The organism is Neisseria sp. HMSC078H04 (assembly GCF_001838135.1).
In the GTDB taxonomy this organism is placed as follows: Bacteria; Pseudomonadota; Gammaproteobacteria; order Burkholderiales; family Neisseriaceae; genus Neisseria.
In genome coordinates this window covers 339,357-356,074 of sequence record NZ_KV835825.1, presented here as the reverse complement: position 1 = coordinate 356,074, position 16,718 = coordinate 339,357, and the positions used below count along the sequence as shown (strand labels likewise).

Here is a 16,718-nt window from a genome sequence, read left to right as displayed (position 1 = left end):
CGCCACTTCCTTCAGCCTATCCAAAACAGGCTCAAAACAGTAAAATACCCTCTTTATTCCAACCTATTCCATCCACCATGCTCACCTTCCAACAAATTATTTTCAAATTACAAAACTACTGGGCAGACAAAGGCTGCACCGTTATCCAACCTTTCGATATGGAAGTCGGTGCCGGTACTTCCCATCCAGCCACTTGTCTGCGCGCCTTAGGCCCGGAGCCGTGGTTTGCCGCTTACGTTCAACCCAGCCGCCGCCCTAAAGACGGCCGCTATGGCGACAACCCCAACCGCCTGCAACACTACTATCAATTCCAAGTTGCGCTCAAACCTGCCCCAGCCAATATTCAAGACCTCTACCTCGACTCCCTGCGCGAATTGGGTATCGACCCTAAAGTACACGACATCCGCTTTGTCGAAGATGACTGGGAAAACCCTACTCTCGGCGCTTGGGGCTTGGGTTGGGAAGTTTGGCTCAACGGCATGGAAGTAACCCAATTCACCTACTTCCAACAAGTCGGCGGTATCGACTGCTCCCCTGTACTCGGTGAAATTACCTACGGTATCGAGCGTCTCGCCATGTATCTGCAAGGCGTGGAAAACGTGTACGACCTCGTTTGGGCAAAAACCCTTGATGGCAACATCGTCACTTACGGCGACGTTTATCATCAAAACGAAGTCGAACAATCCACCTACAACTTCGAATACAGCGATGCCGATTGGCTCTTGCGCCAATTCAACGACTATGAAGAACAAGCCAAACGCCTGCTTGCAGTTGAAGACACCAGTCTTGCCCTGCCTGCTTACGAGCTTGTACTCAAAGCCGGCCACACGTTCAACCTATTGGATGCACGCGGCGCCATTTCTGTTACCGAACGCGCAACCTACATCGGCCGTATTCGTGCACTGAGCCGCATCGTTGCTCAAAAATTCGTTGAAAGCCGCGAGAAACTGGGCTTCCCATTGCTTAAAAACCAATAAGCCCGCACATACTTACCACGCCGCCATCTGATACATTCAAGTGGCGGCGTTTCTATTTTCAGACGGCCTAACGTCGATGCCATCGCAAACACTTCCAGCCTGCTTTCAGGTAAAATAAGCCCTTTACTACATAAACCGTCTGAAAACATGAGTTCATCCTCTACTGCAAAAATTCCCTTTTTCTTACTTTCCCTCGTTGCCATCATTCTTGACCAGCTGAGCAAATGGGAAATCTTGAAACACTTTACCGAAGGCGAACGCCTCAATATCATTCCAGACTTTTTTGACCTGACCCTTGCCTATAATCCTGGCGCGGCATTCAGCTTTTTGGCCGACCAGGGCGGCTGGCAAAAATTCTTCTTTTTAGGTCTGGCCGTCGTTATCAGCCTGTATTTGGCCCGTGCCATTTGGCGTGATGAGTTTGGACGCTGGGGCAAACTGGGGGCAGCCATGATTATCGGCGGCGCAATTGGCAATGTGGTTGACCGTCTGATTCACGGCCACGTTGTCGATTTTCTGCTTTTCTATTGGCAAAACTGGTTCTACCCCGCATTTAACATTGCCGACAGCTTTATCTGCGTTGGCGCAGTTTGCTTGGTATTAGATGGTTTGCTGCACAAAAAAACACCTTCAAACGACACAAAGGCCGTCTGAAAACGGAACACACATGACTCAAAAAACCATTATCCTTGCCAATCCCCGCGGCTTCTGTGCCGGTGTTGACCGTGCTATCAGCATTGTTGAACGTGCACTCGAAGAATTCGGCGCACCCATTTACGTCCGCCATGAAGTCGTTCACAACAAATTCGTCGTGGACAATCTGCGGGCAAAAGGTGCCGTCTTTGTCGATGACTTGGCGGATGTCCCAAAGGGTGCCACACTGATTTACTCTGCTCACGGCGTATCCAAAGCCGTACAGGAAGAAGCGGCACAACGTGGTTTCCGCGTTTTTGATGCCACCTGCCCTCTGGTCACCAAAGTTCATAAAGAAGTAGCCCGCCTCGATGAGCAAGATTACGAAATCATCATGATCGGCCACAAAGGCCACGTCGAAGTGGAAGGCACGATGGGACAGTTGCCCCCGGGTAAAATGTTTTTGGTTGAGACAGTGGAAGATGTAGCCGGACTGAACATCAAAAATCCTGATAAGCTTGCTTATGTCAGCCAAACCACTTTATCGGTGGATGAAACCAAAGATATTATTGCGGCCTTAAACCAACGCTTCCCCAATATCCGCAATCCGCACAAAGAAGACATCTGCTACGCCACAACCAACCGTCAAACTGCCGTTAAAGAATTGGCCGAAGAATGCGATCTCGTGATTGTTGTCGGCTCGCCCAATTCTTCCAACAGCAACCGCTTGCGTGAAGTAGCCGCATTGCGCGGAGTTGATGCCTATATGGTCGATAATGCTACCTATCTGAAAAAAGAATGGTTTGAAAACAAAACCAAGGTCGGTGTCACTGCCGGGGCATCTGCGCCCGAAGTCTTGGTTCGAGAAGTCTTGCAAACCATTCAAGACTGGGGACACGAGACCATACGCGAAGGAGAAGGCGCAGAAGAAAGCATTGTATTTGTCTTGCCTAAAGAATTGCGCCGCGAGGGCGAAAACAAACAAATTCTAAATAAAGGGTAAGCTTGTTATTTGCTTTATTTGAACTTAAGGCCGTCTGAAAATTTTCAGACGGCCTTAAGTATATTTTACTAATAAAAAAGACCTGCCTTTAAGGCAGGTCTTTTCATACATGATCCTGATTATTTATCAGAAGTATGTTGCTGACGGCGCAAGATAGCAGGAATTTCAAAGTCATCCAGTACAGACTGGTTGCTGAAATCAGCCGCAGTCAGATTCATAGAACGGATATTGCGGTTGGTACGAACCAGGCTTTCAGCACTGCTTTGGCTTTGAGCTTGAGGCGCTTCTTCCGCACCGCGTACCAATTGTTGGGTACGGGCAGCAGCGCGCAGTTGGTTGTCAGTACCGTTTTCTTTCAAGCCAGTAGCAATGATGGTAATACGGATAGCGTCTTCACTCATGCTCTCATCTTCGGCAGCACCAAATTTGCATTCCACTTCAGGGTGTGCATTTTGGTTGACGATACGCATAATCTCGTTGAACTCAGACATTTTCAGGCAGCCAGGAGCAGTGGTAATGTTTACCAATACACCGCGTGCGCCATCCAAAGTAACGTTATCCAAGAGCGGGCTGGAGATAGCTTGATCGGTAGCCAAACGGGCACGGTCGATACCTTGCGCGAAACCTGAACCCATCATGGCGATGCCGCGATTGCTCATCACGGTTTTCACGTCGGCGAAGTCCAAGTTGATCATGTCGCTAGGGCAAGTCACCACTTCGGAAATACCGGCAACCGCGTCACGCAGTACATTGTCTGCCGCACGGAAAGCTTCACGCATGGTCACGTCTTCGCCCAAGGCAGTCATCAATTTATCGTTCGGGATAATAATCAGGGAATCGACACGCTCTTTGAGCTGATCCAAACCTGCTTGAGCGATATGTACGCGTTTACCTTCATAAGCAAACGGACGGGTCACAACTGCAACGGTCAGAATACCCATTTCTTTAGCGATTTCAGCCACAACAGGAGCAGAGCCGGTACCAGTACCACCACCCATACCGGTAGTGATGAACAGCATGTTTGCACCACGGATGGCATCTTCGATGGCTTCGCGATCTTCTTGAGCAGCGGCGCGACCGATTTCAGGATTTGCACCGGCACCCAAACCGCGAGTCAAGTTTGTACCTAATTGAATGCGTTTAGCCGCATTATTTTTAGCCAATGATTGCGCATCGGTATTGGCACTGATGAACTCAACACCATGAATAGTGTTGGCAACCATGTTGTTGATGGCATTACAGCCGCCGCCACCCAAACCGATAACTTTAATAACAGCAGGGCTCGTTGCTGATTCTGCTACGTCGTAAACAAATTCCATTCAATAATCCTCCGCGCCCCGCTTTATAAGGACGGTTCCAAAATAACTCATTATCCGTATTATATAAGAAGTATCCTGATACTGGCAAAAATCTTCTTACCATTCGGCTGTCGGCGTTATATTTTTACTACAATTTTTAACAGAAAATATACAAGTTTTAAATTATTCACTTAGCAATTATTTAAAACTGTTTAATTCCACTTAAATATTCAGGACAAACGGATTTTACACCGCCTGCCCTGAACGCTTTTATCAGAAATTGTCTCTGAAGAATCTTTGGATTTTTTCCCACAGACCCATTTTTTTGCCTGAATCATTCAGGGCAATCGCACCGGTTCGGCTGGTTTGTTCACCCTCTTCTGCGGCATAGGCCGTCTGAAGCAGGCCAATTGCTGTTGAATAGCGTGGATTGCGGATACGTTCGGATACGCCGCCCATTTCTTGTGGAACACCGATACGTGCCGGCAAATTAAAGACTTCTTCGGCCAACTCAACAATACCGGTCAACATAGAAGCACCGCCGGTCAAAACGATACCGGAAGTCAGCACTTCTTCAGGGAAGCCGGAACGGCGCAATTCGTTCAGTGTCAATTCCAAAATCTCTTCTACACGCGGGCCGATGATTTCAGCCAATACGCGGCGTGAAATTTGACGTGATTGACGGTCGCCAACGCTAGGAACTTCAATCATTTCATCCAAGCCGTCCATAGTCGGAATGGCGGCACCGTAATGGATTTTGATGTACTCGGCTGCACTGTGCGGCGTACGCAGGGCTTGTGCCAAGTCTTTAGTAATCAAATCGCCGGCAACGGGAATAACCGCAGTATGGCGGATGGCGCCATTGGTATAAACCGCGATGTCGGTCGTACCGCCGCCGATATCGATGACGCACACGCCCAAATCTTTTTCGTCTTCAGTCAAAACGGCATGACCACTTGCCAAAGGCTGAAGCATGATTTGATCCATTTGCAGGCCGCAACGTTGGATACATTTTTGGATATTTTGCAAAGCAGTGTTCGCACCGGTAATGATGTGTACACGGGTGTCCAAACGCACGCCGCTCATGCCGATAGGCTCCTTCACACCGGGTTGGTTGTCGATGATGTACTCTTGAACCACGGTATGTAAGATGTTGTGATCAGGCGGAATATTGATGGCTTTGGCAGTTTCGATGGCACGATCGATGTCGGCTTGCGATACTTCGCCATCTTTAATTTTGACTACGCCTTGTGAATTCAGGCTGCGGATATGGTTACCGGCAATACCGGTGACAACGTGGGAAATTTTGGTATCTGCCATCAGCTCGGCATCTTCTACCGCCTGACGAATGGCTTGCGCGGTAGCGTCAATATTGGTCACCATACCTGCACGCAGGCCGCGTGAAGGACTTTGGCCCAAGCCGACAATGTGGATTTCATTATCTTCCCGAATCTCACCGATTAAGGCGATGACCTTGGACGTACCAATGTCTAAGGCACTGATATATTTATTTTGTTGTTGTTCCATAATTGCTCGTTCGCTATGTTGTCTGACTGACGGTTTGATTATTTTTGAAACAAGATTGCTTCACGTCTAATCGGCTATTCACTGTCGGAAGGGTTTTCAGACGGCCTGTAACGGACTGAAAAACCATCCTTATAACGCATATCGACATACTCGATACGACTTTGTTTTTTGCGCAGCAACGATGGCCAAATCTGGGCAAACTGCTGCAAACGTTTGATTTCATTTTCACGCCCCAAGCGCACGGTAATGCCGTTGTTCAATACAAGCAGCCATGCCGAACGCGGCGTGTAGATCAATTCTTTGATGGTCAGTTTCAACGGACTCAAAATACCGGAAAAGTCCGCATAATGTTTGACCATGTCTTTGCCTGTCCCCTGCTGCCCTTCAAATATAGGCAGGTCTTGTTTCAGGCTTGCGGCAAACACATTGCCCTTACTGTCCACCAAGCCGCCAGCGCGCCAGTGTGCAACCGGCACGCGCTCGGTCAGGATAATTTCCACGGTTTCCGGAAAACGGCGGCGCACCATTGCCGAGTCAATCCAAGGCAATTCCTGAAAAGCGGCCTGCGCCGAATCAATATCGGCGCGGAACATATTACCCCTGATATGTTCTCGTGCAACAGTTTGCAATTCTTTGCCGGAAGCATATTTCAGCTTACCCTGAATGGCAATCTGTTTCACAGGGAAATATTTGGAATTGTAAAGCCAAGCTATGCCCGAACCTATCAGCAGAAAAGTCATCAGCAATAATAGCCTGCGGGTCAGCCGACCCAGTGCGCCTGCATCATCCCACATGAGCGGTCTTCAAAATCTCAATACACAAATCAGCAAAATCCACGCCGGTATGGGCTGCAGATTTTGGTACCAAACTGTGGCTGGTCATACCGGGCAAGGTATTGATTTCCAAAAGATACAGCTTACCGTCCATATCTTTCAGGAAGTCCACGCGCGAACAGCCATCCGCACCAATCGCCTGCGCGCCACGCACGGCCAGTTCGCGCATCAGGTTTTCCTCATCCTCACTCAAATCTTCCGACGGGCATTGATAAACCGTATCGTCGCGGTTGTATTTAGCCTCGTAGTCGTAAAACTCAGTAGCTGGAATAATATGAATGCTCGGCAGGCCTTTACCGTTCAATACCGGGCAAGAATACTCGCCGCCGCCGATAAAGCGTTCGGCAATGATTTCGCCCTGCAAGTGTTTTAATTCTTCGTAAACGCTTTTCAGACGGCCTTTTTCTTTGACTTTTACCACGCCAACGCTGCTGCCTTCTGAGGCAGGTTTCACAAACATCGGCAGGCCCAATTTTTCTTCAACGGCATCAAAGTCGCTGTCGTCATGCAATACGGCAAACTCAGGAACAGGCAAGCCCACAGCCTGCCAAATCAGTTTGCAGCGGTATTTGTCCATACCCAGCGCAGAAGCGGCTACACCGCTGCCGGTGTAAGGAATACCCATCAGTTCCAACGCGCCTTGAATCGCGCCATCTTCGCCGAAAGTGCCGTGCAGAATATTGAAGGCCGTCTGAAAACCTTGTGTTTTCAATTCAGACAACGGGGTTTCTTTGGGGTCGAACGCATGGGCATCGACACCTTTGCTTTTCAAGGCAGCCAAAATAGCGGCGCCGCTATCCAGCGAAACTTCGCGCTCGCTGGAGAAGCCACCCATCAACACGGCCACTTTGCCAAAATTCTGCATAATTTCCACTTTCTTAAATACTGATACAGGCCGTCTGAATATTGTTCAGACGACCTATCTGTCCTCAAAGGCCAATATGCCTGTTTATTATGATTGTTTCGACAATTCCACCAATGCAGACGGAACGCGGTTGATGCTGCCGGCACCCATATTCAACACAACATCGCCGTCCTGCAAAATATTCAGCAGCATTTGCGGCAGATCGGCAACGTTTTCGCAGTAAATCGGCTCAAGTTTGCCCAATACGCGGATGGCGCGCGCCAAAGCGCGGGAGTCGGCCGCGGCAATCGGCTCTTCGCCTGCGGCATAAACTTCGGTCAACACCAACGCATCAACGGTATTGAGGACTTTGGTAAAGTCTTCAAACAAATCGCGTGTACGGGTATAGCGGTGTGGTTGGAAAGCCAAGACCAAACGTTTTTCAGGGTATGCGCCGCGTGCGGCGGCCAGAGTTGCTGCCATTTCAACAGGATGATGGCCATAATCGTCCACCAGCAAAGCAGTTCCGCCGTTTGGCAACTTAATGTCGCCATATTTTTGGAAGCGGCGGCCGACACCTTCAAAGCCGAGCAAGCCTTTTTGGATCGCTTCAACCGATGCGCCAACTTCCAGCGCAACGCCGATAGCCGCCAACGCATTGAGGACGTTGTGGCGGCCGGGCATATTCAAAACAACTTCAAACGGCTCTTGCTCATGTCCTTTCATTTGGACATGAACGGTAAATTTCATTTGCGCCCCGATGTTTTCAATATCGGTTGCGTAGATATCGGCAGTATCGTCCAAGCCGTAAGTGGCGTAAGGTTTGCTCACTTTGGGCAAAATCGCGCGGACGTGTTCGCTGTCGATACACAAAAACGCTTTGCCGTAGAACGGCATACGGTGGATAAAATCGACAAACGCCTGATGCAGTTTTTCGACGCTGTGTCCGTAGGTATCCATGTGGTCTTCATCGATATTGGTGACGACGGACATAATCGGGGTCAAATGCAGGAAAGACGCATCGGACTCGTCGGCTTCGGCAACGATGTATTCGCCTTTGCCCAAGCGGGCGTTGGTACCTGCGGCATTGAGTTTGCCGCCGATAACAAAAGTGGGGTCGAGACCTGCCGCGCCGAGGATAGAGGCGGTCAGGCTGGTGGTTGTGGTTTTACCGTGCGTACCGGCAATGGCGATACCATCGCGGAAGCGCATCAATTCTGCCAACATCAACGCGCGCGGAATCACGGGAATCTGCTGTTCCAACGCCGCAACGACTTCCGGATTGTCTTTTTTGACCGCAGTAGAGGTAACGACCACGTCGGCGCCATTGACGTGTTCGGCAGTATGACCTGGGTAAACTTGGATGCCGAGAGCGCTCAAATGTTCAGTAACGGCATTACGCGCCTGATCCGAACCGGAAACTTTAAAGCCCAAATTGTGTAAAACTTCGGCAATACCGCTCATGCCGACGCCGCCGATTCCGACAAAATGGATGTTGGTCACTCGATTTTTCATCATAACGTTGCGTTCCGGTTGGTTTTTAGTGCGTAAAGGCGTTATTTTAAAGGGCTATCCGCTTCTGCGCTATGCTTTTATTGTAAAGGAATTTTAACAAAAGCAATAAAGGCCGTCTGAAACGCCGTTAATCAACTTTTCAGACGGCCTTGAATCGAAGTCTGCCTGCTTATTCGGTACAAGAGATGGCAACTTCCGCCACATCGTCCGCACTGTGCGGCAACGCCAAGGTACGGGCATTTTTCGCCCATTTCAGGCATTTTTCACGGTTTAATCCGCCGAGGATTTCGGCCAGTTTTTCTGCCGTCAGTTGAGTTTGCGGCAGCAGCAAACCAGCTTCGGCCTGCACCATAAAGCGCGCATTGGCTGTTTGATGATCGTCCACTGCGTGCGGATATGGCACCAGCAATGCACCCAAACCTGCAGCCGTCAACTCGGCAATCGTCAGCGCGCCGGCACGGCAAATCACCAAATCGGCATCGCGGTAGGCGGACACCATGTCGGTAATAAATTCGACGCACTCGGCTTGTACACCCAAAGCATCGTAATCTGCCTGCAGGTTGCCCAATTTATTGCGGCCGGACTGATGATACATTTGCGGACGAGCCTCCTCAGGCAATAATGCCAAAGCTTGCGGAACGGTTTTGTTCAATACATCCGCACCCAAACTGCCACCCACCACCAAAACTTTCAGACGGCCTTGACGGTTTTCAAAGCGTTCTTCGGGAACAGGCAATGCCGCAATATCAGCACGGACAGGGTTACCCACCAATCCGCCTTCATGTTGAAATGCTTTGGGGAAAGCGTACAGGACACGTTTTGCCCAACGCGACAGTTGGCGGTTGGACAAACCGGCTACGGCGTTTTGCTCGTGAATCACAATCGGCACACCGGAAATTTTTGCCGCCAAGCCACCAGGGAAAGTAACAAAACCGCCAAAACCGATAACGCACTCGACACGGTGTTTCTTAATAATCTGCTGCGCCGCACGGACAGTTTTATACAGCGTAAACGGCAACATCAGCTTGCGCTTAATACCGTTGCCGCGTATGCCTTTAATGGCCAGCGTTTCCAAACGTATGCCGTATTGCGGCACGATACGCTCTTCCATCGAATCCTGACTGCCCAGCCAAATCACATGATGGCCGCGCTTTTGCAGCGACTCGGCAACCGCCAATGCAGGGAAAATATGACCGCCCGTACCGCCGGCCATCAGCATAAAAGTTTTACCGCTCATGGTTTTACTCCACCGAATAACCGCGCATTTTTTGGCGGTTTTCATAATCAATGCGCAATAACAAAGTAATGCACACCAGCATGATAAAGACAGCCGAACCGCCGTAAGACATAAACGGCAAAGTCAGGCCTTTAGTGGGCAGGATACCGATGTTTACACCGATATTGAAGAAACTTTGAATACCAATCCAAATGCCGATGCCGTTGGCGATGTACGCGCTGAACATCAAGCCCGAATCACGCGCCTGTTTGCCGATGGAAAACGCGCGCCACACCAGCCAGCCGTAGCAGAACACCAAAACCAGCATCCCTAAAAAGCCGAATTCTTCGCCGATGACGGCAAAAATAAAGTCCGTGTGCGCTTCAGGCAGATAGAAACGTTTTTCCAAACTAGCACCCAAGCCCTCGCCAAACCAGCCGCCGCGCGCAATCGCCATCAAGGAATGCGTCAGCTGATAGCCTTTACCCAAAGGATCACTCCAAGGGTCCAAAAACGCCGCCACACGCGCCATACGGTAAGGTGCGGCCAAAATCAACAAGCCCATACCGCTCACAACGGTCGCCACCAATACGGCAAAATACTTCCACGGAAAACCTGCCAAAAACAGCATACCCATGGTAATCACGACAATCACGACAAACGAGCCAAAGTCCGGCTGACCCATAATCAAAACTAAACCGACCGCCACCAACATTATCGGCAGAATCAAGGTCTTAAACTTGCGGAAGCGTTCCTTTACCCTTACCCAAGCTTCACTTTTAAAAGGGCTGCACACCAAATCGCCAATACCGGTAAACAAAGACGACCAACCCAAAGAATCCAAATCGCGCAACATTTCTTCACGGCGCGTAAACAGGCTGGACAAGTACAAGACCGTCGCCAATTTGAAAAATTCAGTCGGTTGCAAGTTGAGCGGCCCGATATGAATCCAGCGCGTCGCGCCGTTAATCTCACGGCCGACAAACAATACCAACAACAACAGCAAACCCGAAACAGCAAAATAAAACGGAATAATCCGCCGCCAGAAGCTCATTTTCAGCAGGAAAAGCGGCAAGCATATGGCCACCGTAAACAGGATAAACATTGCCTGCTTAGACACAAAAGAAAACTGGCTGCCCCCTTCCGATGCCGCATACGCAATAGAAGCCGAATAAATCATAATCAGGCTGAAGACCGTCATTAAGACGACCATCCACAAGAGAGAAACATCAAACTTCCGACCATCGCGCGCAATCGGCCGGTCAAGCATTTTGGAAAGACTAATCATGAAAACATCCGTAACGGCTTGAATAAAATATTCAGACGGCCTGCAAATGGGCAAGAGGCCGTCTGAAAAAATGAATTAACGTTATTTTAAAGGTTTATTTCCAAACCAACAATTCAGAATCTTTAAAGATGTCGGATTCCGACGTTCTTTGCGCCCTCCCCTACCCTTTGATACCGGCAAAAGGCCGTCTGAAAACGCTTTTATATTTTCAGACGGCCTTGTATAAATCTTTTCTTCAGGAAAATAGGCTACTTTTTATCTAATGCAAACCCTAAGCCAACTGCGGTATTTCCGCCCACGGCTGTATCTGTTCCAACTGCGCGGCGAGGCGGAGCAGCGTGTCTTCGCGCCCGTGTGCGGCGGCGAACTGGGTACCGACGGGCAGCCCGTTATGCCGGTAAAGCGGCACACTCATGGCGGGGTTGCCGCTCATGTTCAGCGGCGACGTATAACCGACGTGTTGCAGCGCGGCAGCGGCTTCTTTTTCTAAAAACGGGTTGTTTTTCAACAGAAAACCCAAGCGCAGCGTGCCAAACAGCAGGCGCATGGCTTTTTGTGCGGCGGGCGGTGGCATCATCTCACCGATTTTCGGCGTGGTGCGCGGGCAGACGGGCGTCATCAACACGTCGTAGCGCGTGAAAAATGCTTTGGCGGCACGTTCCTGCGCCAGCATCACGTCGCGCGCCCATGCCATTTCGCCCGCACTGATTTGCCGACCCTGCACAATCATTGCCCACGTTGTCGGCTCAAGCAGGCGGTGCGGCAGTTTTTGTCCGGTTTCGTATTGATATTGGTAGAACAGTTTTGCCGTTTCGCCCATGACGATGATGCGGGCGGCTCGGTTGAGCTGTTCAGGCGGCGCAAAATCGGGCGTGGCTTCTTCCAATTCGTGTCCCGCGTCTTGCATCAGTTTCAAACTATGGGCGAACGCGGCTTCCGTGCCTTCGTCGTTGCCGCCGCCGAACCATGCCTGTTTCCAAAAAGCGATTTTCAGACGACCTGTTTCTTGTTTCAGGCTGCCTGCAAAACCGTTTTCGGACGGCGGCGGGCAGGCATACAGGGCGCGGGCTTGGGTTTGGGCGGCGATGTCCAGCAAAACCGCGCTGTCGCGTACACTGCGGGTCAACACATGGTCGCATACCAAGCCTTGCCACGCTTCCGATGCGTTCGGCGCGTAACTGCTGCGGCCGCGCGTAGGTTTCAGCCCGAACACGCCGCAGTTGTGCGCGGGTAAGCGGATGGAGCCGCCGCCGTCGCTGCCGTGCGCTGCGGGTACGACGCCCGAAGCCACTGCCGCCGCAGCACCTCCGCTGCTGCCGCCTGCGGTGTAATCCAAATGCCACGGATTGCGCGTGATGCCGTAAATTTCGGTTTCGGTAACGGCATATGCGCCCCATTCGGGCGTGGTGGTTTTGCCGAACACGCGCAGCCCCGCATCGAGATAGGCCTGGGTCAAATCGCTGTTTTGCTTGGCAATGTAATGCTGCATCATGCGCGAACCCGACCATGTCGGCGCGCCTTCCCAATCCGCCAGCAGATCTTTGAGCAAAAACGGCACGCCCGCCAGCGGCGTATCGGCATTTTCAGACGACCCCTGCCACGCCTCCGCGCGTTCGCGCAAATCGTGCGCCAACAGATTGAGCTTGGGATTGACTTCGTCCAAGCGGCTTAAAGCAGCCTGCAACACTTCATCGGCACACACTTCTTTTTTGCGGATCAGCTCTGCCAAACCGACGGCATCGTAACAGATGTAGTCTTGAAAATTCATGGGTTTTCCTTTCGGATTGATGAACACACGTTTTTTCGGTCAGGCATGGCTGCCCGCCTTTTCGCCGTTTGTCCGCATAGGCAATTTTTAAGAAACAGTAACACCGGATAAGGCAAAGAACAAGTTTGCCGCTGCTGCAAAAAGGTCGTCTGAAACCGCCTTGACGTTTTCAGACGACCTTTGAAGCAATGTCGCACATGGTTTACGGCAGAATCTCAATTTCCGCATTGTGTTTTACGCTGCGGTAGAGTTCGTCAACTTCTTCGTCCGTGACTGCGATGCAGCCATTGGTCCAGTCTTTTTGCAGGTGTTTTTTGCCGATAAAACCCCAGCCGTTTTTCATGCCGTGGATTTTAATCAGCCCGCCCGGGCTTTTGCCGTGTTGTTCGGCATAAGCTTTGTCAGTTTCGTTAGGATAGGAAACGCCGAGGTTTTTATGGTAGCCGCTATTGGGATTACGCTCATTGATGCGGTATTTTCCTTCGGGCGTTTTGTCGTCGCCTTCAAACTGTTTATGCCCGACCGGTTGCTTGCCCAACGAAATGGGATAGATTTTCAGTAATTTTCCTTGCGAGTACGCCGACATGGTGCGTTTGCTTTTATGCACAACCAATCTGTCGATAACTGCATCTTCAGGCAACGGCGTTTCACTCGGCGTGGCAATAGTGGTCGTAGTACGAATCGGCGCAGCAAACCAGAACACCGAAGCGGCGACAGCCAAAAGTACGACTGCCGCCAAACCGATTTTCAACCCGACTCTCATCCTTCAGACGGCCTTACAAAGCTTTGAATGCTTCGATAAACACTTCCGAACGGTGCGCATAGCCTTTAAACATATCAAAGCTTGCACAAGCCGGGCTGAGCAACACGATATCGCCCGCTTCGGCTTGGGCATATGCCGTCTGAACCGCTTCTTCCAAAGTGGCGCAGTCGGTCATATTCAAACCGCAGCCGTCCAAATCGCGGCGGATTTGCGGCGCATCGACGCCGATCAGGAACACGCCTTTTGCCTTGCCGGCAAGCGCGTCGCGCAGGGGCGTGAAGTCCTGCCCTTTGCCCATTCCACCTAAAATGACGAAGAGCGGATTTTGCAAACCGGCAATCGCAGCGGCGGTTGCACCAACATTCGTGCCTTTGCTGTCGTCGATAAACACCACGCCGTTTTTCTCACCGATTTTTTCCACGCGGTGCGGCAGGCCTTGGAAGGTTTTGACGTGTTCGAGCAACTCGTCTCGTGGCAAGCCAATGGCCTCACACAAAGCAACGACAGCCATGACGTTGGCAGCGTTGTGCAAGCCTTGCAGCGGAATGTCTTGCGTAGCAATCAAATCTTCATTACCTTGTTTCAGGCGGCCTGTCTCGCGCTCCAACCAAAAATCGGCTTTATGTTCCAACGAAAACCATTTCACATCGCGCCCGGCACGCTTCATCGCGCGGCAGAACGCATCGTCCGCATTCAAAACCTGCACGCCATCGCCACGGAAAATCTTGGCTTTGGTATGCGCGTAGTCGAGCAAGTCATCGTAGCGGTCGAGATGGTCTTCGGAAATGTTCAGCACCGTCGCCGCAGTCGGGCGCAGGCTTTCGGTGTTTTCCAGTTGGAAGCTGGAAAGCTCCAACACCCACACGTCCGCCTTTTTGCCTTCGCGCTGCAATTCCGCCTCCAAAACCGGCGTGCCGATATTGCCCGCGATAACGGTATCCAGCCCGCACTTGATGCAGAGATAGCCGACCAGGCTCGTTACCGTGGTTTTGCCGTTGCTGCCGGTAATCGCAATCACCTTGTCACCGCGACGGTTCACAATGTCTGCCAGTAATTCGATGTCGCCCAACACACGTCCGCCGTTTTGCTTGAAGGCCTCGATATCCGGCTGACGCTCGCTGATGCCGGGACTGAGCGCCAGAATATCGAAACCATTATCCAGCGCATCTTTCAGACGGCCTGTATAAAACACCAGTCCATCAAACATCTTACCGATTTGCGACACGCGCTCGGCTTTCAGCTCCGCATCATAAGCGGCAACCTCCGCACCGTTTTTGCGCAGATAAGCAATCATGGAAATACCGGTGCCGCCGAGTCCGGCGACGAGGATTTTTTTATTTTGAAAAGTCATTTTGGTTTTGTCCTAAGTTTTTCAGACGGCCTTTGAATAAGGATTCAATATCCTGCCTGATTCAATTTTCGATAAGCATCACAACCTTGTTGTAGTCCGTTATCACAGGCCTTATCAAACCACTCTTTGGCAGTTTTATAGTTCTGACGAACACCTTCTCCGTTGGCATACATCACACCAAAATTATATTGGGCTAGAGCATTTCCTTGTTCTTCTGCCTTACGAAACCATTTGATTGCTTCTGCATAATTTTGGCGGACTCCTTGTCCTTCCTTATACATCACACCCAAATTAGATTGGGCTAGACCATACCCTTGTTCTGCCGCCTTCCGATACCATTTGACCGCTTCAACATAGTCTTTGCGGACACCTTGTCCTTCACGATACATCTGACCAAGATTGTATTGGGCAACAGCATACCCTTGTTCTGCCGCCTTCCGATACCACTGCACTGCTTGTGCATAATCTTGACGGACTCCCTGTCCTTTGGCATACATCACACCTAAAAGATATTGGGCTAGAGCATTTCCTTGCTCCGCTTCTTGCTTCGCAACTTGAAACGTTTCCTTAAAATCCGGCACATTATCAGCCCAAACTGCCTGCACCAAGCCCAAAGATAACAGGGCTACCATCATTTTTTTTAATAATTTATTCATTTTAAAATCCATTACATTCAGATTATTGTTTCTGTTTTATCCTAGTTTTTTCAGACGGCATTTCATAAACCGCTCAATACCCCGATTCTAAACGACGGTAACCGTCACATCCTAGCTGATTACCGTTATTACATGCCATACCGAGCCACGCTTTGGCAACTCTTAGATTTTGGCGGACACCTTGTCCATTAGCATACATCGCACCCACATTGTATTGGGCTTTGACATGACCTTGCATTGCTGCCTTTTCAATCCACTTCACTGCCTGCACATAGTTTTGACGGACTCCTTGTCCATTGGCATACATCACACCTAAATTATATTGGGCTTTGACATCACCCTGCTTTGTAGCTTTACGATACCATTTAACCGCTTCGACATAGTCTTGGCGTACACCTTGTCCGTCGGTATACATCACACCTAAATTATATTGGGCTTGAGCATCACCCTGTTCTGCCGCTTTTCTATACCATTTTGCCGCTTCGACATAGTCTTGGATCATACCTTGCCCATTAGCATACATCACACCTAAATTAAGTTGGGCTTCAGCACTTCCTTGTTCCGCTGCCTTATGGAACCATTTCGCCGCTTCAGCATAGTCTTGATGTACGCCTTGTCCGTTGACATACATTACACCCAAATTGGATTGGGCAGCTGCATCCCCTTGTTCTGCTGCCTTGCGAAACCACCGCACTGCCTCTACATAATCCTGGCGCACACCTTTTCCGTTGACATACATCAACCCCAAATTAGATTGTGCTCGGGTATCTCCCTGTTTCGCTGCTTTACGATACCACTTGACCGCTTCAGCATAGTCTTGGCGCACGCCTTGTCCATCAGCATACATTACACCCAAAATATATTGAGCAGGAACATAACCTTGTTCCGCCACCCACAAAATTTTCTGAACTTCAGGAACCTCTTCCGCATACACTGTTTGTCCTATACCGAAAACCAGCAAGGCTACCATCATTTTTTTTAATAATTTATTCATTTTAAAATCCATTACATTCAAATTATTATTTCTGTTTTATCCTAGTTTTTCA

The 16,718-nt window shown here is 50.2% G+C and carries 15 protein-coding genes; 3 read left to right on the top strand and 12 right to left on the bottom strand.

What is annotated here, in order from left to right; genetic code table 11:
• The first annotated feature begins 77 nt into the window (after window positions 1-77).
• From glyQ to ispH, 3 genes are all read left to right on the top strand, one after another.
• Window positions 78-977 carry a glycine--tRNA ligase subunit alpha gene (gene glyQ / locus HMPREF2560_RS03660; protein WP_003685919.1) on the top strand — a complete coding sequence of 300 codons (900 nt, stop codon included), beginning with the start codon at window positions 78-80 and terminating at the stop codon, window positions 975-977.
• A gap of 147 nt (window positions 978-1,124) precedes the next feature.
• Window positions 1,125-1,631 carry a signal peptidase II gene (gene lspA / locus HMPREF2560_RS03655; protein WP_063069310.1) on the top strand — a complete coding sequence of 169 codons (507 nt, stop codon included), beginning with the start codon at window positions 1,125-1,127 and terminating at the stop codon, window positions 1,629-1,631.
• Window positions 1,632-1,644: 13 nt separating this feature from the next.
• The gene (gene ispH, locus HMPREF2560_RS03650) at window positions 1,645-2,613 is read left to right on the top strand and encodes a 4-hydroxy-3-methylbut-2-enyl diphosphate reductase (RefSeq protein WP_070873721.1); all 969 of its coding nucleotides are present in this window, start codon (window positions 1,645-1,647) and stop codon (window positions 2,611-2,613) included.
• Between the two features lie 119 nt (window positions 2,614-2,732).
• On the opposite strand, the gene ftsZ is transcribed toward ispH, so the two are convergent.
• The 12 genes from ftsZ to HMPREF2560_RS03590 all read right to left on the bottom strand — a co-directional run bounded on the left by ftsZ (window position 2,733) and on the right by HMPREF2560_RS03590 (window position 16,666).
• Window positions 2,733-3,932: a cell division protein FtsZ gene (gene ftsZ, locus HMPREF2560_RS03645; protein ID WP_063076120.1), complete on the bottom strand. Its 1,200-nt coding sequence runs from the start codon at window positions 3,930-3,932 to the stop codon at window positions 2,733-2,735.
• Between the two features lie 252 nt (window positions 3,933-4,184).
• Window positions 4,185-5,438 (bottom strand): cell division protein FtsA, encoded by a 1,254-nt coding sequence (gene ftsA, locus HMPREF2560_RS03640; RefSeq protein ID WP_003682483.1) that lies wholly within the window; start codon window positions 5,436-5,438, stop codon window positions 4,185-4,187.
• A gap of 74 nt (window positions 5,439-5,512) precedes the next feature.
• Window positions 5,513-6,232 carry a cell division protein FtsQ/DivIB gene (locus HMPREF2560_RS03635; protein WP_070873720.1) on the bottom strand — a complete coding sequence of 240 codons (720 nt, stop codon included), beginning with the start codon at window positions 6,230-6,232 and terminating at the stop codon, window positions 5,513-5,515.
• Window positions 6,222-7,136, bottom strand: coding sequence for a D-alanine--D-alanine ligase (locus HMPREF2560_RS03630; protein ID WP_070873719.1), 915 nt, complete (start codon window positions 7,134-7,136; stop codon window positions 6,222-6,224). The genes HMPREF2560_RS03635 and HMPREF2560_RS03630 overlap by 11 nt, the downstream gene beginning before the upstream one ends.
• An 87-nt stretch (window positions 7,137-7,223) precedes the next feature.
• Window positions 7,224-8,633 carry a UDP-N-acetylmuramate--L-alanine ligase gene (murC, locus tag HMPREF2560_RS03625; protein ID WP_070873718.1) on the bottom strand — a complete coding sequence of 470 codons (1,410 nt, stop codon included), beginning with the start codon at window positions 8,631-8,633 and terminating at the stop codon, window positions 7,224-7,226.
• Between the two features lie 166 nt (window positions 8,634-8,799).
• Window positions 8,800-9,867: an undecaprenyldiphospho-muramoylpentapeptide beta-N-acetylglucosaminyltransferase gene (gene murG / locus HMPREF2560_RS03620; protein ID WP_070734875.1), complete on the bottom strand. Its 1,068-nt coding sequence runs from the start codon at window positions 9,865-9,867 to the stop codon at window positions 8,800-8,802.
• 4 nt (window positions 9,868-9,871) lie between these two features.
• Window positions 9,872-11,134: an FtsW/RodA/SpoVE family cell cycle protein gene (locus HMPREF2560_RS03615; protein WP_070585182.1), complete on the bottom strand. Its 1,263-nt coding sequence runs from the start codon at window positions 11,132-11,134 to the stop codon at window positions 9,872-9,874.
• A 271-nt stretch (window positions 11,135-11,405) separates the two neighbouring features.
• On the bottom strand, window positions 11,406-12,902 hold the full coding sequence (locus HMPREF2560_RS03610; RefSeq protein WP_070734878.1) for an amidase: 1,497 nt from the start codon (window positions 12,900-12,902) through the stop codon (window positions 11,406-11,408).
• Window positions 12,903-13,104: 202 nt separating this feature from the next.
• A complete protein-coding gene (locus tag HMPREF2560_RS03605; protein WP_070606066.1) occupies window positions 13,105-13,665 on the bottom strand; it encodes a L,D-transpeptidase family protein in 561 nt (186 codons plus the stop codon).
• A 13-nt stretch (window positions 13,666-13,678) separates the two neighbouring features.
• Complete coding sequence (gene murD, locus HMPREF2560_RS03600) at window positions 13,679-15,016, bottom strand: UDP-N-acetylmuramoyl-L-alanine--D-glutamate ligase (protein ID WP_070606068.1); 1,338 nt, start codon at window positions 15,014-15,016, stop codon at window positions 13,679-13,681.
• Window positions 15,017-15,060: 44 nt separating this feature from the next.
• The gene (locus HMPREF2560_RS03595) at window positions 15,061-15,672 is read right to left on the bottom strand and encodes a tetratricopeptide repeat protein (protein WP_070829928.1); all 612 of its coding nucleotides are present in this window, start codon (window positions 15,670-15,672) and stop codon (window positions 15,061-15,063) included.
• A 73-nt stretch (window positions 15,673-15,745) separates the two neighbouring features.
• A complete protein-coding gene (locus HMPREF2560_RS03590) occupies window positions 15,746-16,666 on the bottom strand; it encodes an SEL1-like repeat protein (protein ID WP_070606645.1) in 921 nt (306 codons plus the stop codon).
• Window positions 16,667-16,718 lie beyond the last annotated feature (52 nt).